This window comes from Streptococcus sp. NM, assembly GCF_003390135.1.
In the GTDB taxonomy this organism is placed as follows: domain Bacteria; phylum Bacillota; class Bacilli; order Lactobacillales; family Streptococcaceae; genus Streptococcus.
This window is the reverse complement of the sequence record NZ_QUOS01000002.1, coordinates 31,447-52,138: the sequence shown is the minus strand read 5'-3', so window position 1 is coordinate 52,138 and position 20,692 is coordinate 31,447. Positions and strand designations below refer to the sequence as shown.

General features: G+C 42.6%; 15 protein-coding genes. 14 read left to right on the top strand and 1 reads right to left on the bottom strand.

Features of this window, described 5'->3' with window-relative positions:
• Positions 1–248 precede the first annotated feature (248 nt).
• From rpoB to DXN33_RS04670, 11 genes are all read left to right on the top strand, one after another.
• Complete coding sequence (gene rpoB / locus DXN33_RS04720) at positions 249–3,860, top strand: DNA-directed RNA polymerase subunit beta (RefSeq protein WP_115904505.1); 3,612 nt, start codon at positions 249–251, stop codon at positions 3,858–3,860.
• Positions 3,861–3,892: 32 nt separating this feature from the next.
• Entirely contained in the window at positions 3,893–7,570 is a 3,678-nt protein-coding gene (gene rpoC, locus DXN33_RS04715; protein ID WP_049487426.1) for a DNA-directed RNA polymerase subunit beta', read from the top strand.
• Positions 7,571–7,678: 108 nt separating this feature from the next.
• Entirely contained in the window at positions 7,679–8,101 is a 423-nt protein-coding gene (ndk, locus tag DXN33_RS04710; RefSeq protein WP_042751728.1) for a nucleoside-diphosphate kinase, read from the top strand.
• Positions 8,102–8,234: 133 nt separating this feature from the next.
• Positions 8,235–8,864 carry a competence protein gene (locus DXN33_RS04705; RefSeq protein ID WP_115904504.1) on the top strand — a complete coding sequence of 210 codons (630 nt, stop codon included), beginning with the start codon at positions 8,235–8,237 and terminating at the stop codon, positions 8,862–8,864.
• Positions 8,865–8,958: 94 nt separating this feature from the next.
• The gene (gene tsaE, locus DXN33_RS04700) at positions 8,959–9,402 is read left to right on the top strand and encodes a tRNA (adenosine(37)-N6)-threonylcarbamoyltransferase complex ATPase subunit type 1 TsaE (protein ID WP_049487427.1); all 444 of its coding nucleotides are present in this window, start codon (positions 8,959–8,961) and stop codon (positions 9,400–9,402) included.
• Positions 9,392–9,910, top strand: coding sequence for a GNAT family N-acetyltransferase (locus DXN33_RS04695; protein WP_042751725.1), 519 nt, complete (start codon positions 9,392–9,394; stop codon positions 9,908–9,910). The genes tsaE and DXN33_RS04695 overlap by 11 nt, the downstream gene beginning before the upstream one ends.
• Before the next feature lie 7 nt (positions 9,911–9,917).
• Positions 9,918–10,955, top strand: coding sequence for a biofilm formation/cell division transcriptional regulator BrpA (gene brpA, locus DXN33_RS04690; protein WP_049487428.1), 1,038 nt, complete (start codon positions 9,918–9,920; stop codon positions 10,953–10,955).
• A 67-nt stretch (positions 10,956–11,022) separates the two neighbouring features.
• Positions 11,023–12,279: a competence/damage-inducible protein A gene (locus tag DXN33_RS04685; protein ID WP_115904503.1), complete on the top strand. Its 1,257-nt coding sequence runs from the start codon at positions 11,023–11,025 to the stop codon at positions 12,277–12,279.
• Between the two features lie 54 nt (positions 12,280–12,333).
• Complete coding sequence (gene recA / locus DXN33_RS04680; RefSeq protein WP_060627462.1) at positions 12,334–13,500, top strand: recombinase RecA; 1,167 nt, start codon at positions 12,334–12,336, stop codon at positions 13,498–13,500.
• Between the two features lie 114 nt (positions 13,501–13,614).
• A complete protein-coding gene (locus DXN33_RS04675; protein ID WP_115904502.1) occupies positions 13,615–14,985 on the top strand; it encodes an MATE family efflux transporter in 1,371 nt (456 codons plus the stop codon).
• 96 nt (positions 14,986–15,081) lie between these two features.
• Entirely contained in the window at positions 15,082–15,798 is a 717-nt protein-coding gene (locus DXN33_RS04670; protein WP_000532879.1) for a YebC/PmpR family DNA-binding transcriptional regulator, read from the top strand.
• Positions 15,799–15,853: 55 nt separating this feature from the next.
• Here the strand turns inward: DXN33_RS04670 and DXN33_RS04665 are convergent, their stop codons facing one another.
• On the bottom strand, positions 15,854–16,495 hold the full coding sequence (locus tag DXN33_RS04665) for a DUF4190 domain-containing protein (RefSeq protein WP_115904588.1): 642 nt from the start codon (positions 16,493–16,495) through the stop codon (positions 15,854–15,856).
• Positions 16,496–16,709: 214 nt separating this feature from the next.
• On the opposite strand from DXN33_RS04665, the gene DXN33_RS04660 reads away from it, so the two are divergent.
• Genes DXN33_RS04660 through DXN33_RS04650 form a run of 3 tightly spaced genes read left to right on the top strand, consistent with a single transcriptional unit; the run spans position 16,710 to position 20,674 of the window.
• Positions 16,710–17,171 carry a MarR family winged helix-turn-helix transcriptional regulator gene (locus DXN33_RS04660; RefSeq protein WP_094753237.1) on the top strand — a complete coding sequence of 154 codons (462 nt, stop codon included), beginning with the start codon at positions 16,710–16,712 and terminating at the stop codon, positions 17,169–17,171.
• On the top strand, positions 17,155–18,924 hold the full coding sequence (locus DXN33_RS04655; RefSeq protein ID WP_115904501.1) for an ABC transporter ATP-binding protein: 1,770 nt from the start codon (positions 17,155–17,157) through the stop codon (positions 18,922–18,924). The genes DXN33_RS04660 and DXN33_RS04655 overlap by 17 nt, the downstream gene beginning before the upstream one ends.
• On the top strand, positions 18,914–20,674 hold the full coding sequence (locus DXN33_RS04650) for an ABC transporter ATP-binding protein (protein ID WP_115904500.1): 1,761 nt from the start codon (positions 18,914–18,916) through the stop codon (positions 20,672–20,674). Before DXN33_RS04655 ends, DXN33_RS04650 begins: the two co-directional genes overlap by 11 nt.
• Positions 20,675–20,692 lie beyond the last annotated feature (18 nt).

The following is a 20,692-nucleotide window of genomic DNA, read 5'->3' as shown; positions in this document are numbered from 1 at the left end:
AATCATTTGTCGTAGGTTTTGTCTGAAATATTGTCCAGACAAGGCTCACAGCAGTTAAATCTTCTGAAAAAGTCAGATTTAGCTGCTCTTTTTGTGCTTTTTTTCAGGATTTTGAGCACTTGTAACAAAGATTTAAAGATTCTGAAAATTCATCAAGAGGACACGGTGATAGGGGTTTTTAAAACCATATGACGATTAGAAAAGCCTGATTGACAAGGCTTGGAACTTATTTACAAAGGAGAATCATCTTGGCAGGACATGACGTTCAATACGGGAAACATCGTACCCGTCGTAGTTTTTCAAGAATCAAAGAAGTTCTTGACTTACCAAATTTGATTGAAATTCAAACTGATTCATTCAAAGATTTCCTAGACCATGGTCTTAAGGAAGTGTTTGAAGATGTATTGCCAATTTCAAACTTCACAGACACTATGGAGTTGGAATTTGTTGGATATGAAATCAAGGAACCAAAATACACGCTAGAAGAAGCTCGTATCCACGATGCTAGCTACTCAGCACCAATTTTTGTAACCTTCCGCTTGATCAATAAAGAAACAGGCGAAATCAAGACTCAAGAAGTTTTCTTTGGTGATTTCCCAATCATGACAGAGATGGGTACTTTCATCATCAATGGTGGTGAACGTATCATCGTATCTCAGTTGGTCCGCTCACCAGGTGTTTACTTTAACGACAAAGTAGATAAAAACGGTAAAGTGGGCTACGGTTCAACTGTTATCCCTAACCGTGGAGCTTGGTTGGAACTTGAAAGCGACTCAAAAGACATCGCCTACACTCGTATCGACCGTACTCGTAAGATTCCATTTACGACATTGGTTCGTGCGCTTGGTTTCTCAGGTGATGATGAAATTTTTGATATCTTTGGTGACAGCGAATTGGTTCGTAATACTGTTGAAAAAGATATCCACAAGAATCCAATGGACTCTCGTACAGACGAAGCCTTGAAAGAAATTTACGAACGCCTTCGTCCAGGTGAGCCTAAGACTGCTGAAAGTTCACGTAGCTTGCTTGTGGCTCGTTTCTTTGACCCACGTCGTTATGACTTGGCAGCTGTCGGTCGTTACAAAATCAATAAAAAACTCAATGTTAAAACACGCTTGCTCAACCAAACCATTGCTGAGCCATTGGTAGACTCTGAAACAGGAGAAATCTTGGTAGAAGCTGGAACAATCATGACTCGTAGTGTGATTGAAAGCATTGAAAGCCATTTGGATGGCGACTTGAACAAGATTGTCTACATTCCAAATGATGCAGCGGTTGTGACTGAGCCAGTTGTTCTTCAAAAATTCAAGGTTGTTGCTCCAACTGATCCAGACCGCGTCGTAACTATTATTGGTAATGCCAATCCAGATGACAAGGTTCGTATCGTCACTCCTGCAGATATCCTTGCTGAAATGAGCTACTTCCTCAATTTGGCTGAAGGACTTGGTCGTGTAGATGATATCGACCACCTTGGAAACCGTCGTATCCGTGCCGTTGGTGAATTGCTTGCCAACCAAGTACGTCTTGGACTTTCTCGTATGGAACGTAATGTCCGTGAACGTATGTCTGTCCAGGACAACGAAGTCTTGACACCACAACAAATTATCAATATCCGTCCTGTAACAGCTGCGGTTAAAGAATTCTTTGGTTCATCACAGTTGTCACAGTTCATGGACCAACACAACCCACTTTCTGAGTTGTCTCACAAACGCCGTTTGTCAGCCTTAGGACCTGGTGGTTTGACACGTGACCGTGCTGGATATGAAGTACGTGACGTGCACTACACTCACTATGGTCGTATGTGTCCAATCGAGACACCTGAAGGACCGAACATCGGTTTGATCAATAACTTGTCATCTTACGGACACTTGAATAAGTATGGTTTTGTTCAAACACCATACCGTAAAGTTGACCGTGAAACAGGTGTTGTTACGAACGAAATCGTTTGGTTGACAGCCGATGAAGAAGATGAATTTACTGTAGCACAGGCTAATTCTCGTCTGAATGAAGATGGAACCTTTGCTGAGAAAGTTGTCATGGGACGTCACCAAGGGATCAACCAAGAGTATCCAGCTAATGTTGTTGACTATATGGACGTATCACCAAAACAGGTAGTTGCCGTTGCGACAGCATGTATTCCTTTCTTGGAAAACGATGACTCCAACCGTGCCCTCATGGGAGCTAACATGCAACGTCAGGCTGTGCCATTGATTAATCCAAAAGCACCTTACGTTGGTACTGGTATGGAATACCAAGCAGCCCACGATTCAGGAGCTGCTGTGATTGCTCAGTATGATGGTAAAGTTACCTATGCAGATGCTGACAAGGTAGAAGTTCGTCGTGAAGATGGTTCATTGGACGTTTACCACATCCAAAAATTCCGTCGTTCAAACTCAGGTACTGCTTACAACCAACGCACTCTCGTAAAAGTTGGCGATGTCGTTGAAAAAGGCGATTTCATTGCTGACGGACCTTCTATGGAAAATGGAGAAATGGCGCTTGGACAAAACCCAATCGTTGCCTACATGACTTGGGAAGGTTACAACTTCGAGGATGCTGTTATCATGAGCGAACGCTTGGTGAAAGATGATGTCTACACATCTGTCCACCTTGAAGAATACGAATCAGAAACACGCGATACAAAGCTTGGGCCTGAAGAAATCACTCGCGAAATTCCAAATGTTGGTGAAGATGCCCTCAAAGACCTTGACGAAATGGGTATTATCCGTATCGGTGCTGAGGTTAAAGAAGGCGATATCCTTGTAGGTAAAGTAACACCTAAGGGGGAGAAAGACCTTTCAGCTGAAGAACGACTCTTGCACGCTATCTTCGGAGATAAATCTCGTGAAGTGCGTGATACTTCTCTTCGTGTACCACACGGTGCCGATGGTGTCGTTCGTGATGTTAAGATCTTTACACGTGCAAATGGAGATGAGTTGCAATCAGGTGTCAACATGCTGGTTCGCGTCTACATCGCTCAAAAACGTAAGATCAAGGTCGGAGATAAGATGGCCGGACGTCACGGAAATAAAGGGGTTGTCTCTCGTATCGTTCCTGTAGAAGACATGCCTTACCTTCCAGATGGAACTCCAGTCGATATCATGTTGAACCCACTTGGGGTGCCATCACGTATGAATATTGGTCAGGTTATGGAGCTCCACCTTGGTATGGCTGCTCGTACTCTTGGTATTCACATCGCAACACCTGTCTTTGACGGAGCAAGTTCTGAAGACCTTTGGTCAACTGTTAAAGAAGCTGGTATGGATAGCGATGCCAAAACAATCCTTTACGATGGACGTACTGGGGAACCGTTTGATAACCGTGTTTCTGTCGGAGTCATGTACATGATCAAACTCCACCACATGGTTGATGATAAATTGCACGCGCGTTCAGTCGGACCTTACTCAACTGTTACCCAACAACCACTCGGAGGTAAAGCTCAGTTTGGTGGACAACGTTTCGGTGAGATGGAGGTTTGGGCTCTTGAAGCCTACGGTGCGTCAAATGTTCTTCAAGAAATCTTGACTTACAAGTCTGACGATATCAACGGACGTTTGAAAGCCTATGAAGCTATCACAAAAGGAAAACCAATTCCAAAACCAGGTGTTCCAGAATCCTTCCGAGTTCTTGTCAAAGAATTGCAATCTCTTGGTCTTGACATGCGTGTCCTTGACGAAGATGACCAAGAAGTGGAACTTCGCGACTTGGATGAAGGAATGGACGAAGATGTCATCCACGTAGATGACCTTGAAAAAGCCCGCGAAAAAGCAGCCCAAGAGGCTAAAGCAGCCTTTGAAGCTGAAGAAGCTGAGAAAGCAACAAAAGCGGAAGCAACAGAAGAAGCTGCTGAACAAGAATAAGCAGTTCACTTAGAATAGAAAGGGAAGAAATAGTGGTTGATGTAAATCGTTTTAAAAGTATGCAAATCACCCTAGCTTCTCCAAGTAAAGTCCGTTCATGGTCTTATGGAGAAGTCAAAAAACCTGAAACAATCAATTACCGTACCTTGAAACCAGAACGTGAAGGACTCTTTGATGAAGTTATCTTTGGTCCTACAAAAGACTGGGAATGTGCTTGTGGTAAGTACAAACGCATTCGTTACAGAGGAATTGTTTGTGACCGCTGTGGGGTTGAAGTAACGCGTACAAAAGTTCGTCGTGAGCGTATGGGGCACATTGAGTTGAAAGCTCCTGTATCTCACATCTGGTACTTCAAGGGAATTCCAAGCCGTATGGGCTTGACCCTTGATATGAGCCCTCGTGCCCTCGAGGAAGTAATCTACTTTGCAGCTTATGTGGTGATTGATCCGAAGGATACACCACTTGAGCACAAGTCTATCATGACAGAGCGTGAATACCGTGAGCGCTTGCGTGAATATGGTTATGGATCATTTGTTGCCAAGATGGGTGCCGAAGCTATCCAAGACCTTTTGAAACAAGTAGATCTTGAAAAAGAGATTGCTGAACTCAAAGAAGAGTTGAAAACAGCTACTGGACAAAAACGTGTCAAAGCCATCCGTCGTTTGGATGTTTTGGATGCCTTTTATAAGTCTGGAAACAAACCTGAATGGATGATTCTCAACATCCTTCCAGTTATTCCACCAGATCTTCGTCCAATGTTGCAGTTGGATGGTGGCCGTTTTGCCTCATCTGACTTGAACGACCTTTACCGTCGTGTTATCAACCGTAACAACCGTTTGGCTCGTTTGCTTGAGTTGAATGCACCAGGTATCATCGTTCAAAATGAGAAGCGTATGCTTCAAGAAGCAGTTGATGCTTTGATTGACAATGGACGTCGTGGTCGTCCAATCACAGGACCAGGTAGCCGTCCTCTTAAATCATTGAGCCACATGCTTAAAGGTAAACAAGGACGCTTCCGTCAAAACTTGCTCGGTAAACGTGTTGATTTCTCAGGACGTTCCGTTATCGCCGTTGGTCCAACGCTTAAGATGTACCAATGTGGTGTGCCACGTGAAATGGCTATCGAACTCTTTAAACCATTCGTGATGCGTGAAATCGTTGCCCGTGATATCGTGCAAAACGTCAAAGCAGCTAAACGCTTGGTGGAACGCGGAGATGAGCGTATCTGGGATATTCTTGAAGAAGTAATCAAAGAACACCCAGTGCTTTTGAACCGCGCACCGACCCTTCACCGTTTGGGTATCCAAGCCTTCGAGCCAGTCTTGATTGATGGTAAGGCCCTTCGCTTACACCCACTTGTCTGTGAAGCCTATAATGCCGACTTTGACGGAGACCAAATGGCCATCCACGTACCGCTTTCAGAAGAAGCCCAAGCAGAAGCACGTATCTTGATGCTTGCTGCTGAGCATATCTTGAACCCCAAAGATGGTAAACCAGTTGTTACTCCATCTCAGGACATGGTTTTGGGTAACTACTACTTGACCATGGAAGAAGCTGGTCGTGAAGGTGAAGGAATGGTCTTCAAAGACCGTGATGAAGCGGTTATGGCTTACCGTAATGGTTATGTTCACCTCCACTCACGTGTTGGTATCGCAACAGACAGCCTCAACAAGCCTTGGACAGAAGAGCAAAAACACAAGGTCTTGCTTACAACAGTTGGTAAAATCCTCTTCAACGACATTATGCCAGAGGGTCTACCATACTTGCAAGAACCAAACAATGCCAACTTGACAGAAGGCGTTCCAGCTAAATACTTCTTGCCACTTGGTGGAGATATCAAGGAAGCAATCAGCAATCTTGAACTTAACCCTCCATTCAAGAAGAAAAACCTTGGAAATATCATCGCTGAAATCTTCAAACGTTTCCGTACGACAGAAACTTCTGCCCTACTTGACCGTATGAAGAACCTCGGTTACCATCACTCAACTCTTGCAGGATTGACAGTGGGGATTGCCGATATCCCAGTCGTTGATGACAAGGCTGAAATCATTGAAGAATCACACAAACGTGTAGAACAAATCACAAAACAATTCCGTCGCGGTATGATCACAGATGACGAGCGTTACAATGCTGTTACAGCTGAATGGCGTGCTGCCCGTGAAAAACTAGAGAAACGTTTGATTGCCAACCAAGATCCTAAGAACCCAATCGTTATGATGATGGACTCTGGAGCCCGTGGTAACATCTCAAACTTCTCACAGCTTGCCGGTATGCGTGGTCTGATGGCTGCTCCGAACGGACGTATCATGGAATTGCCAATCCTTTCAAACTTCCGTGAAGGTTTGTCAGTACTCGAAATGTTCTTCTCAACTCACGGTGCGCGTAAAGGTATGACCGATACGGCCCTTAAGACAGCCGACTCAGGTTACTTGACTCGTCGTTTGGTTGACGTTGCCCAAGATGTTATCATCCGTGAGGACGACTGTGGAACTGACCGTGGTCTCTTGATCCGCTCTATCGCAGAAGGAAAAGAGATGATTGAGTCTCTTGAAGAGCGTCTCAACGGTCGTTACACTAAGAAAACTGTTAAACATCCAGAAACTGGTGCAGTGATTATCGGTCCAAATGAGTTGATTACAGAAGACAAGGCGCGTGAAATTGTCAATGCTGGTGTGGAAGAAGTAACTATCCGTTCTGTATTTACATGTAATACTCGTCACGGTGTCTGCCGTCACTGTTATGGTATCAACTTGGCGACTGGTGATGCGGTTGAAGTTGGTGAAGCAGTTGGTACAATCGCTGCCCAATCTATCGGGGAACCTGGTACACAGCTTACAATGCGTACCTTCCACACGGGTGGGGTTGCCTCAAATACCGATATCACTCAGGGTCTTCCTCGTGTCCAAGAAATCTTTGAAGCCCGCAATCCTAAAGGGGAAGCGGTTATCACAGAGGTTAAAGGACAAGTTACAGCTATCGAAGAAGATGCATCAACTCGTACTAAGAAAGTCTTTGTTAAGGGTGAAACTGGCGAAGGGGAATATGTCGTTCCATTTACAGCTCGTATGCGTGTAGAAGTTGGGGACCAAGTAGCGCGTGGTGCTGCTCTGACAGAAGGTTCTATCCAACCAAAACGTCTCCTTGCAGTTCGTGATGTCTTGTCAGTTGAAACTTACCTTCTCGGTGAAGTACAAAAAGTTTACCGTAGCCAAGGGGTAGAAATCGGTGACAAACACATCGAGGTAATGGTTCGTCAAATGATCCGTAAAGTTCGTGTCATGGATCCAGGTGACACAGATCTTCTCATGGGTACCCTCATGGATATCAATGACTTTACAGATGCCAACAAAGATGTCCTTATTGCAGGTGGAGTTCCAGCGACAGGTCGCCCAGTTCTTATGGGAATTACCAAAGCCTCACTTGAAACCAACAGTTTCTTGTCAGCGGCTTCCTTCCAGGAAACAACTCGTGTCCTTACTGACGCGGCTATCCGTGGTAAGAAAGACCATCTCCTTGGACTTAAAGAAAATGTTATCATCGGTAAGATCATCCCAGCAGGTACTGGTATGGCCCGTTACCGTAACCTTGAACCACAAGCTATCAACGAAGAAGAATACCTTAATCCTCCAGTAGAGGAAGAAGGAAATGAAGAGACAACAGAAGTAGTTGTGGACACTGCCGTTGAAACTGTGGAAGAAACAGTAGAATAAGAGAGAATGAGAGAGCCTTCGGGTTCTCTTTCTCTTTTCTGAAAACTTTCTCCATTTTTCCATGAAATGTGGTAAAATAAAAGAAAGAAGCTGACAAAGGAGACGAGTATGGAACAAACATTTTTTATCATTAAACCAGATGGTGTGAAAAGAGGGCTAGTTGGTGAAGTGTTGAAACGCATCGAACAACGTGGATTTATAATTGAAAAATTGGAGTTGCGTTCACAGGTTTCAGAAGAGTTGATTGATCAGCACTATCAGGACTTGGTTGGTCAAAGTTTTTACCCACCGATTCGTGAATTTATGACTTCAGGCCCAGTTCTTGTAGGTATCATTTCTGGTCCCAAAGTAATTGAAACTTGGCGGACCATGATGGGTGCTACTCGTCCAGAAGAAGCTTTACCAGGAACTATTCGAGGTGATTTTGCAAAAGCTGCTGGAGAAAACCAAGCTATTCAAAATGTTGTGCATGGTTCAGATTCAGAAGAGTCAGCTAAGCGAGAAATTACTCTTTGGTTTGACGGAAAGTAGTAAAAGTTTGATGTAAGGGTTACTTGCATCAAACTTTTTTGCATTTTAGAGTAGAAAACTGACAGTTGAGAAATATTCTAGCAATGGGGAGGATTTCTAGCCTATAATAAGAGCAAGTAAGGGAGGAAGAATGATGGAAAAAATGAAAAAGCAAATTCGTATTTTGTTATTGCTGACAGTTTTTGGTATTAGTAGCTGTTCTTGTTTAAGTTTATCGACTTGGGCCTTGATGTTAAATCAAAACTGCTTCTATTATTTAGTAGGTATGTTGCTCCTTGCCAGTATTGGGGCAGGGATAAACTACTATAGAGGGCAGGGAAATCAATCTTATTCAGTTTTTAAGGAAGATAAGCAACAATTCTTGTATAGTCTGTTGCTCTTAGTAAATATTTTGGGTTTAGCCTTAATTGTCATAGAACATATCCTTGCAGGAAATACATCCGTAGAAGGGGTTGTGGAAGCCTTTCTACCGAGTTTCTTTTTCTTATTTGGTATTGATTTGTTAGTTTTTCTACCAATTCAGAAGTATGTAAATGGATTGAAAAAGATTTTAGGAAAGAAGGAAATCTGTTTTATTAGTGGACTAGCTATTCTAATCTTTCTCAGAAATCCTTGGATGCTATTGTCCATGACCTTTTATATTGCCTTGGGAATGCTATTTCTAGAACTGTTGGTGCCAAAAGTCATTCGTTGGGAAGTTTCATTTTACAGTCATTTGATGAGAGATATCTTGTTAGTTGTCTTTTTACTGTTCCTATTTTAAGAACATAACAAGGACTGGCTCAAGTTTTTAATTCATAATATGGAATTCAGAGATAATACCTAGACAAAGAACAAGTTTTTGGTATAATAGAAACATGTACACTAAAAACGAAGAAGAGTTACAGTCCTTAGGGGAGCGTTTGGGCTATTTATTAGAAAAGAATGATGTCTTAATTCTAACTGGAGAACTTGGAGCAGGCAAAACGACCTTTACAAAAGGTCTTGCTAAAGGATTACAGATTACTCAGATGATTAAGAGTCCAACCTACACTATCGTAAGAGAGTATGAAGGTCGTCTTCCTCTTTATCATTTAGATGTTTACCGCATTGAGGGGGATGCTGATTCTATTGATTTAGATGAGTTTCTCTTTGGTGGCGGGGTGACTGTCATCGAGTGGGGACATCTTTTAGGTGATGCCTTACCAGATACTTATTTAGAATTGGAAATTCTAAAAGAAGAAGACGGTCGCAGGCTGAATTTCCAAGCAAAGGGTTTACGTGCAGAAAAACTCTTAGAGGAGCTTCAACATGGAGTATGAGTTGCTCATTAGGGAAGCAGAAGTTGAAGATGCGGCTGAGTTAGTATCATTTTTAAATCGTGTCAGTGTAGAAACAGATTTTACCAGTCTGGACAGGGATGGCATTTTGATGACAGATACTGAGATGGAGTTGTTTTTGGATAAACAGGCTCATTCAGAAAATCAAATCACTTTACTAGCCTTGCTGAATGATGAAATTGCTGGTATTGTAAATATTACAGCTGACCAGCGCAAGAGAGTTCGGCATATTGGAGATCTCTTCATTGTGATTGGTAAGAAGTATTGGAATAATGGACTGGGGAGTTTGTTACTTGAAGAAGTCGTAGAATGGGCGCAGGCTAGTGGCATTCTTCGTAGACTTCAACTCACTGTCCAAACTCGTAATCAGGCTGCAGTTCATTTATATCAAAAGAATGGTTTTGTCATTGAAGGTAGACAAGATCGCGGTGCGTACATAGAAGAAGGGAAATTTATAGATGTTTACCTGATGGGTAGACTGATAGATTGATAGAAATATGGTTAAAAAAATTATTGGAATGGTGCTAGCTTTTCTAGCTGTGACAGTTTTGGGTGTCGGTGTTTTTGCTTATACCATTTATCAGCAAGGCACACAAACCTTATCAAAGACCTATAAAAAAATAGGGGAAGAAACCAATGTTATTGAGGCGACTGAACCCTTAACTATCCTTTTAATGGGGGTTGATACTGGAAACGTAGAACGAACTGACCCTTGGGAGGGAAATAGTGATTCCATGATTCTCTTAACGGTTAATCCGCATACGAAAAAAACAACGATGTTGAGTTTGGAACGTGATATCTTGACTAAAATTCAGCATAAAGATGGTAGTGTTGAGGAAGCTAAACTAAATGCCGCCTACGCTGGTGGTGGTGCGGAATTGGCAATCTCAACTATCCAGAAAATGATGAATATTCATATCGATCGTTACGTTATGGTGAATATGCAGGGGCTGCAACAATTGGTTGATGCAGTTGGCGGGGTGACTGTAAATAATACACTCGGTTTTCCAATTTCGATTACTGACCAGGAAGAATTTAATAAAATTTCCATTGGTGTTGGACAGCAAACTCTAAATGGTGAAGAAGCGCTTGTTTATTCTCGCATGCGCTACCAAGATCCAGAAGGGGACTACGGACGTCAGAAGCGTCAGCGTGAAGTCATTCAAAAGGTTGTTGAAAAAGTTCTTAGCTTGAATAGTGTTAGTCACTATCAGTCTATCTTAAAAGCCCTAAGTACCAATATGCAGACCAACATTGATTTATCAGCGAAAAGTATTCCACAATTACTTGGTTATCAAGATTCCTTCAAGAATATTGAAACACATCAATTGCGAGGAGAAGATGCTGAACTGCAGGGCATTTCTTACCAGATTGTTACAACTGAGCATATGTTAGAAATGCAAAATCTCTTACGTCGTTCACTAGGTAAAGAGGAAGTAACTGAAGTAGAAACCAATGCTGTGTTATACGAAGCAATTCTTGGAAGAACTGCTACACCAACGAATGCTTCAAGTGTAGAAATAGAACAAAATTAATAATGAAATCGTGGGAAATTTCCTGCGATTTTTTCAAAAAAATACGAATAGATAGGTAGGAGGAAACATGAAAGCAGAAATCATTACTGTTGGAACAGAGATTTTGACAGGACAGATTGTCAATACCAATGCTCAGTTTTTATCAGAAAAACTAGCAGAGATTGGGGTAGATGTTTATTTTCAGACAGCTGTAGGAGACAATGAAGCTCGTCTCTTATCCCTGCTTGAGATTGCCAGTCAACGTAGCAGTCTGGTGATTTTGACAGGTGGTTTAGGGCCAACTGAGGATGATTTGACCAAACAAACTCTGGCTAAATTTTTAGGGAAAGAATTAGTCTTCGATCCTCAGGCTCAGGAGAAGTTGGATGTCTTTTTTGCCCAGCGACCAGACTATGCCCGAACACCGAATAACGAAAGACAAGCTCAACTTGTAGAAGGAGCGACTCCGCTACCAAACGAAACAGGACTGGCTGTGGGGGGAATATTGGAAGTAGATGGAGTGACCTATGTCGTCCTTCCCGGTCCACCAAGTGAATTGAAGCCTATGGTCTTAAACCACCTTCTACCCAAGTTGATGACAGGGAGCAAGCTATATTCCCGAGTTCTTCGTTTCTTTGGGATTGGCGAAAGTCAGTTGGTTACGATTTTGTCTGATTTGATTGATAATCAAACCGATCCTACCTTGGCTCCTTATGCCAAGACAGGAGAAGTCACTCTGCGTCTGTCAACAAAAGCTAGTAGTCAAGAAAAAGCGAATCAAGTGCTGGATATCTTGGAAAATCAAATCTTGGACTGCCAGACCTTTGAAGGCCTTTCTTTACGAGATCTTTGTTATGGTTATGGGGAAGAAACTAGTTTAGCTAGCATTGTGGTAGAAGAACTGAAAAGGCAAGGGAAAACCATCACGGCTGCAGAGAGCTTGACGGCAGGTCTTTTCCAAGCTACCGTAGCAGATTTTTCAGGAGCTTCAAGTATATTTAAGGGTGGTTTTGTGACCTATAGCTTGGAGGAAAAATCAAAAATGTTGGATATTCCTGTCAAGGATTTGGAAGAACATGGTGTGGTGTCTGAATTTACAGCTCAGAAGATGGCTGAGCAGGCACGAAGCAAGACCCAGTCGGATTTTGGCCTTAGTTTGACTGGAGTAGCAGGACCAGATAGCCTAGAAGGACATCCAGCTGGGACAGTCTTCATAGGCTTGGCTCAAGAGCAAGGAACTGAGGTCATCAAAGTTAATATTGGAGGCAGAAGTCGAGCAGATGTACGTCACATTGCGGTTATGCATGCCTTTAACCTAGTTCGCAAGGCTTTATTAAGTGACTAACTTTTGATATAATAGTAGATAGGTCTGAGGACCATTAGAATGTAGGAGAATAGAATGGCGAAAAAACCAAAAAAATTAGATGAAATTTCAAAAAAATTCGGGGCTGAACGTGAAAAAGCCTTGAATGACGCTCTTAAACTGATTGAGAAAGACTTTGGTAAAGGATCAATCATGCGTTTGGGTGAACGTGCCGAGCAAAAGGTACAAGTTATGAGCTCAGGTTCCTTGGCGCTTGACATTGCCCTTGGCTCAGGTGGTTATCCTAAGGGACGTATCATCGAAATCTACGGACCAGAGTCATCTGGTAAGACGACGGTTGCCCTTCATGCAGTTGCACAAGCGCAAAAAGAAGGTGGTATTGCAGCCTTTATCGATGCGGAACATGCCCTTGATCCAGCTTATGCTGCGGCCCTTGGTGTCAATATTGACGAATTGCTCTTGTCACAACCAGACTCAGGAGAGCAAGGTCTTGAGATTGCAGGAAAATTGATTGACTCAGGTGCAGTTGACCTTGTCGTGGTCGACTCAGTTGCTGCCCTTGTACCTCGTGCGGAAATTGATGGAGATATCGGTGATAGTCACGTTGGTTTGCAGGCTCGTATGATGAGCCAGGCCATGCGTAAACTTGGTGCTTCTATCAATAAAACAAAAACAATTGCTATCTTTATCAACCAATTGCGTGAAAAAGTTGGGGTTATGTTTGGAAATCCAGAAACAACTCCTGGTGGACGTGCTCTGAAATTCTACGCTTCAGTGCGTTTGGATGTTCGTGGAAGCACACAAATCAAGGGAACTGGTGACCAGAAAGACACCAATGTCGGTAAAGAAACTAAGATTAAGGTCGTGAAAAACAAGGTAGCTCCACCATTTAAGGAAGCCTTCGTTGAAATCATGTACGGAGAAGGTATTTCTAAGACTGGTGAACTTTTGAAGATCGCAAGCGATTTGGATATCATCAAAAAAGCAGGAGCTTGGTACTCTTACAAGGATGAGAAAATCGGGCAAGGTTCTGAAAATGCTAAGAAATACTTGGCAGATAACCCAGAAGTCTTTGATGAGATTGACCATCAAGTCCGTGTTCAATTTGGTTTGATTGATGGAGAAGAAGCTTCTGTAGAAGGTGTTGAAACTAAAAAAGATGAAGCAGTTCAAGCAGATTCTGTGAATGAAGAAGTTACACTTGACCTAGGCGATGAGCTTGAAATCGAAATTGAAGAATAAGCTGTCAAAGTAGTGGAGAAATCCACTGCTTTTTCGATTCTTTGTTCAAGATTTCAGATTGCCTATAGTTTGCTGTTTCTTGTCGCTCCTCTAGAAAGCTGATATAATAGCCTTATGAATAAAAAACGAACAGTGGACCTGATACATGGTCCGATTCTTCCCTCGCTTTTGAGTTTTGCCTTCCCAATCTTGCTGTCTAATATTTTTCAACAGCTCTATAATACTGCTGATGTCTTAATTGTTGGGCGATTTCTGGGTCAAGATTCCTTGGCTGCAGTAGGGGCGACGACAGCGATTTTTGACCTGATTGTAGGTTTTACTCTTGGTGTTGGCAATGGCATGGGGATTGTCATTGCCCGTTATTACGGGGCTCGTAATTTCACTAAAATCAAGGAAGCAGTAGCAGCCACCTGGATTTTAGGTGCACTTTTGAGTATTGTAGTTATGTTGCTGGGCTTTCTTGGCTTGTATCCTCTCTTGCAATACTTAGATACTCCCGCAGAAATCCTTCTTCAATCTTATCAATATATTTCTATGATTGTGACCTGTGTAGGCGTCAGCTTTGCTTATAATCTCTTTGCAGGTTTGTTGCGGTCCATTGGTGACAGTCTGGCAGCTCTGGGATTTCTGATTTTCTCTGCTCTGGTTAATGTGGTTCTGGATCTCTATTTTATTACGCAACTGCAACTGGGAGTTCAATCCGCTGGACTTGCTACCATTATTTCGCAAGGCTTATCAGCGGTTCTCTGCTTTTACTATATCCGCAAGAGCGTTCCAGAACTTCTACCTCAGCTGAAACATTTCAAATGGGACAAGGCCTTGTATGCGGATCTTTTGGAGCAAGGTTTGGCTATGGGCTTGATGAGTTCAATTGTATCTATCGGCAGTGTGATTTTACAGTCTTCGGTTAATACCTTTGGTGCAGTGATTATTAGTGCCCAGACGGCGGCTCGACGCATTATGGCCTTTGCCCTTCTTCCTATGACCGCTATTTCTGCCTCGATGACGATCTTTGCTTCTCAAAATCTTGGTGCTAAGCGCCCAGACCGCATTGTCCAAGGACTTCGAATCGGCAGTCGTTTAAGTATGTCCTGGGCAATTTTTGTTTGTGTCTTCCTTTTTTTTGCCAGTCCAGCCTTGGTTTCCTTCTTGGCTAGTTCGACGGATGGTTACTTGATAGAAAATGGAAGTCTCTATCTGCAAATCAGTTCAGCCTTTTATCCTATTTTGAGTCTCTTGTTGATTTATCGCAATTGCTTGCAGGGCTTGGGGCAAAAGATCCTTCCTCTAGTTTCTAGCTTTATTGAACTAATCGGAAAAATCGCTTTTGTGGTCTTGATTATCCCTTGGGCAGGCTATAGAGGAGTTATTCTTTGCGAACCCCTAATCTGGGTTGCCATGACAGTTCAACTGTACTTTTCGCTTTTCCGTCACCCCTTGATAAAAGAAGGCAAGACTATCTTGGCAACAAAAGTGTCATCCTAGCTTGATTTACTGAATAAAATCTATTTCCTCTAGTGAAAATCGAAAAAACTTGTGTTATAATAAGAAAGATTAAAATGTGAAAAAAGGAGATTCCTAATGGGACGTAAATGGGCCAATATCGTAGCCAAGAAAACGGCTAAAGATGGAGCTAACTCTAAAGTATATGCAAAATTTGGTGTAGAAATCTATGTAGCAGCTAAAAAAGGTGATCCAGATCCAGAATCAAACTCAGCCTTGAAATTCGTTATCGACCGTGCTAAACAAGCGCAAGTGCCAAAACACGTTATTGATAAAGCGATTGATAAAGCAAAAGGGAACACAGACGAAACCTTTACAGAAGGACGTTACGAAGGTTTTGGACCAAATGGTTCTATGCTGATTGTTGATACTTTGACTTCAAATGTCAACCGTACAGCGGCTAATGTCCGTGCAGCCTTTGGTAAAAACGGCGGAAACATGGGTGCTTCAGGTTCGGTTTCATACCTCTTCGATAACAAGGGTGTTATTGTATTTGCAGGTGAAGATGCGGATGCAGTCTTTGAGCAATTGCTAGAAGCAGATGTGGATGTGGATGATGTAGAAGCAGAAGAAGGTACAATCACAGTTTACACAGCTCCAACTGACCTTCACAAGGCTATCGTTGCCCTTCGTGAGTCAGGTGTCGAAGAATTCCAAGTTACTGAATTGGAAATGATTCCTCAGTCAGAAGTGGAATTGTCAGGGGATGACCTTGAAACTTTTGAAAAACTTTACAGCGTTCTTGAAGACGACGAAGACGTACAAAAGATCTACACAAACGTAGATGGATTCTAATAGAAAAACGAACAGTTTTAATAGCTGTTCGTTTTTTTGATATTTGAACTTAGACTCAGGTTTCAGAATCGTTTTGTTGCTTGCTTTTTTCTAGACCTAGACCGACTGCATGTTTTTGGACGAGCAAGAGCTGTCCATTGTCATCTTTTGCAAAAGTTAAGGTAACAGTCTTAGTCTTGTCTCCAATAGAGATATAGGTGATTTTTTTCGTATTGTAATCCCCAAGAGTGAAGTCAAAATCGGAATCTGGCTTTCCGTGTTTGTTGATAATATCCTCGTAGGTGGTACCACCTTTTCCTTTGTTGTCAGGGTCACCTTCGATTAAGGCGTCGAACTGTTCTTGGGTCCAGGAGAAGGTATCGTCTGTCAAGCCGCTTTTTTCTTCGCGTTCCATTGAGGCACTCGTATCCATGTAGGAACGGTTAAACTCCTTGGCATACTCTTTGTAGACATCAGCGTATAGTGCCTGAGTCGTAAAGAAAAGTACAACAGAGGCAACTGCCAGGGATGTTCCGATAATAGCCATTGTTTTCCGTTTTTTGAGGTTGACGATAAGGCCGATAATCCCCAAGATAAATGCGACGATGCCGATGAACAACGATGGATAGTTAATAAACGGGATCCAGGATCCTAAAAGTGCGGTGGCTCCAAAAATGGTTGCTAAGATTCCTAAAACTCTTTGTTCTTTTGGTTTCATTTGAAAGTTTTCTCCCTTCATTGAGTGAATGGATTTCTATCCACAGTAGTGAGCGCTTATTATATAAAAAATCTTGCCTAATGTCAATTTAAACTAAGATAGTTCTCATGGAAACTTTTTTCTTGACATCTTTTCTGAAAATGATAAAATAGTTCTCATGAAAACCTATTTAGTTCTCAGGAGAACCAAATGCAATGGTTAGAAAGGAGTAAGTATGGATAAACCGATGTTGGTTTTAAAACGTTTTGGACACCAGGTACATCTGATGGTACAAAAGGAAGCCAAACGTTGTGGTATTGAATTTATGGGTGGACCTCAAGGACAAGTCCTGCGTTTTTTAGGTTGGCGTGAGCATGAACAAGAATTAACGCTCATCAAGGATATTGAACAAGAACTCAATATTAGCAAGTCTGTTGCTAGTAATTTGGTCAAGCGTATGGTGCAAAATGGTTTGGTGGAATTGGAGACGAGTCCTGTTGATAAGAGGGCTAAGTTTGTTCGTCTGACGGACAAATCGCGTTCTCAAGTGCAACAGGTCAAGGCCTTCTTTGAACGCATTGACAACCAGTTGATAGAAGATGTAGATGAAGATGAATTACTGATTTTTGAGAAAGTCCTCAATCAACTACAGGAAAATATCAAGAGAATAGGAGGAGAGAATGAAGAAATTAGCTAAACGAATTAGTAGAAAAGAATGGGGGATGATCTTACTAGCCATTCTCTTTACCTGCTTTTCGGTCTATCTAGAGCTGGAAGTGCCGACCTATATCTCTAAAATCACGGATTTGCTAGGTAGTCAAGGAACTAATTTAGATGAGTTATGGCAGCCGGCAAGCATGATGGTTGGAATGTCTTTTTTTGCCTTCTTGTCTGCAGTCGCAGTTGGATTTTTTGCATCCAGAGTGGCTGCTTCTTACACTAGTAGGCTGAGAAGTGATATTTTTAACCGAGTTTTAGACTACTCACAGACAGAGATTAAGAAATTCTCTATTCCCAGTCTCCTAACTCGTACCACTAATGATATTACTCAAGTTCAGATGCTGATCACTATGGGCTTGCAAGTGGTTACGCGTGGTCCGATTATGGCTATCTGGGCCATCGGGAAGATTTTAGGTCATTCAGAATACTGGCTCTGGGCCGTACTTGTGGCAGTGATTGTCAATGTTTTGATGACGACAGTTTTGATGACGCTAGCCTTTCCAAAACAATCCTTGATTCAAAGTCTGACTGATAAACTGAACAGTATCACTCGTGAAAGTTTAACAGGTATTCGTGTTGTTCGTGCCTACAATGCAGAGGATTACCAAAATGAAAAATTTGCAGCAGCAAATGATGAGCTGACACGTTTGAATTTGTTTGTCAATCGTCTTATGGCTATTTTGAACCCCATCATGATGGGAATTTCAAGTGGTTTGAGTGTGGCGATTTACTGGATTGGGGCCTATGTAATCAGCGATGCTGCTCCAACAGCGCGTCTGCCTCTCTTTAGTGACATGGTTGTTTTCATGTCTTATGCTATGCAGGTTGTCATGGGCTTCCTTCTTATGGGGGCGCTCTTCATCGTTCTTCCCCGAACTATGGTCTCTGCTAAGCGGATTAATCAAGTTTTAGATTTGCATTCTTCTATCCAAAACCCTGCTCAAGTGCAGCTGGCTGATGAAAATCTCAAAGGTCAGGTCGAGTTTAAGGATGTGACCTTCCGCTATGCGGTAAATTCGGAGGCGGTTATTGAGCATGTTAGCTTTAGAGCAGAAGCTGGTCAAACAGTGGCCTTTATTGGGTCAACAGGTTCTGGTAAATCAACTCTAGTCAATCTGATTCCACGTTTCTACGATGTTTCAGATGGAGAAATTCTAGTGGACGGAGTCAATGTTCAAGACTATGACTTGGAAGATTTGCGCAACAAGGTTGGTTATATTCCTCAGAGAGCGGTTCTCTTTTCAGGTGATGTCAAAGGCAATTTAGACTTTGGACAGAGTCAAGAAACACCGCTTAGTGAGCAGACTATGTGGCAAGCTCTGGAATTGGCCCAGTCTAAAAACTTTATCGAAGACAAGGAAGCGGGCTTATCGTCAGAAGTGGCCCAAGGAGGAACCAACTTCTCAGGCGGCCAAAGACAGCGTCTGGCCATTGCGCGTGCCTTGGCTCGGAGGCCAGAAATCCTCATCTTTGATGACTCCTTCTCAGCCTTGGACTACAAGACAGACCGTGTCCTACGCCAAGAGCTAGCAGAGAAAACCAAGTCTATGACCAAGCTTATCGTTGCACAGCGTATTTCAACGATTATGGATGCAGATTTGATTTTGGTCTTGGATCAAGGAAAAGTAGTGGGACAAGGCACCCACAAGGAACTTCTAGCTAATAACGAAGTTTACCAAGAAATTGCCTATTCACAACTATCGAAGGAGGAATTGGAACATGGAAAATAAGAAAATGTCTCTTTGGAAACAGAGTAAACCCTATCTTGCAGGTCTCCAGTTTGCCCTTCTTATAGCCTTTCTAGCAACAATCTTATCCAATATCATTACTGTTTATGGTCCAACCCGCATCAAGGAAATGACTAATATTATTGCCAGTGGTTTGGAAACAAGTGTGGATGTCGCGGCGGTTGCAGCTATTGGTAGTTTTTTGGCCGTCATCTATGTGATTGGGCTTCTATCAAATTATTTGCAAGCCTTTCTGTTTACAACAGCCATACAACGTTTTTCAGAGCGTTTGAGAACAGCGATTGCAGAGAAAATTAATCGTCTTCCATTGGGGTATTTTGATGGACATTCTCAAGGAGATACCTTGTCTCGTGTAACCAATGACGTTGACACTGCAGCCCAGTCCCTCAATCAAAGTCTGGGAACAGTTCTTTCATCCACTTTACTGGTCGTGGCCGTCTTGGTAACCATGTTTGGGATGAACTGGATTTTAGCCTTGGTGACGGTTGTTTCAACTCTAATCGGTTTTGCTTTCGTGTCCGTTTTTATGGGCAAATCGCAGGGATTCTTTAAGAGTCAGCAACAGGATTTGGCGGCTGTCAATGGCTATGTGGAGGAAATGTACTCTGGCCATAATGTGGTGACCAGTTATAATGCTATCGAGAGCACGAAAGAAGAGTTTGCGAAATTAAACAATCGTCTGTATGATAGTATCTGGAAATCTCAATTTATTTCAGGGATTATGATGCCGATTATGATGTTTATTGGTAACTTTAGCTATGCCTTGGTGATTATCGTTGGTGCAGCCTTGACCTTGAATGGGCAGATTAGCATCGGGATTATCGTTGCCTTTATGGCCTACGTTCGTATCTTTTCTCAGCCTCTTTCACAAATCGCTCAAGGGATTACTAGTCTGCAACAGGCTAGCGCAGCCATGGGGCGTGTCTTCGAATTCTTAGGTGAAGAGGAAATGGAAGATGAATCCCATAAAGAAAGACAATTGAGCGACATGAAAGGTCAAGTGGTCTTTGATCGAGTTTCCTTTGGTTACACACCAGAGCGAACCATTATACATGACTTTTCTGCGACAGCTCATGCAGGTCAAAAGGTTGCTATTGTAGGGCCGACAGGAGCTGGGAAGACAACCATTGTCAATCTTTTGATGAAGTTCTATGAGATTGGTAAGGGAAGTATCCGCATCGATGGCGTGGATACCAAGGAGATGAAGCGTTCGGAAGTACATGATGCCTTTTCAATGGTCTTGCAGGACACTTGGCTCTTTGAAGGGACCATTCGCGACAATCTCATCTATAACCAAACAGGTATTAGTGATGAGCGTGTGATTGAAGCCAGCAAGGCTGTGGGGATTCACCACTTTATCATGACCCTGCCAGATGGTTATGATACTGTCTTGGATGATACAGTAACCTTGTCTGTCGGACAAAAACAACTCTTGACCATTGCTCGTGCTTTGTTGAAAGATGCACCACTCCTAATCCTAGATGAAGCGACATCTTCGGTTGATACACGGACGGAAGAATTAATCCAGAAAGCCATGGACCGTTTGATGGAGGGAAGAACTTCCTTTGTCATCGCCCACCGCTTGTCTACTATTCGAAATGCTGATCTTATTCTGGTTATGAAAGATGGAAATATTATCGAGCAAGGCAATCATGAGGAGCTGATGGCACAAGCTGGTTTCTACGCTGACCTCTACAACAGTCAGTTTACAGAAGATGAAGCAGAAGAATAAACCCAAAGAAGGCTTGAC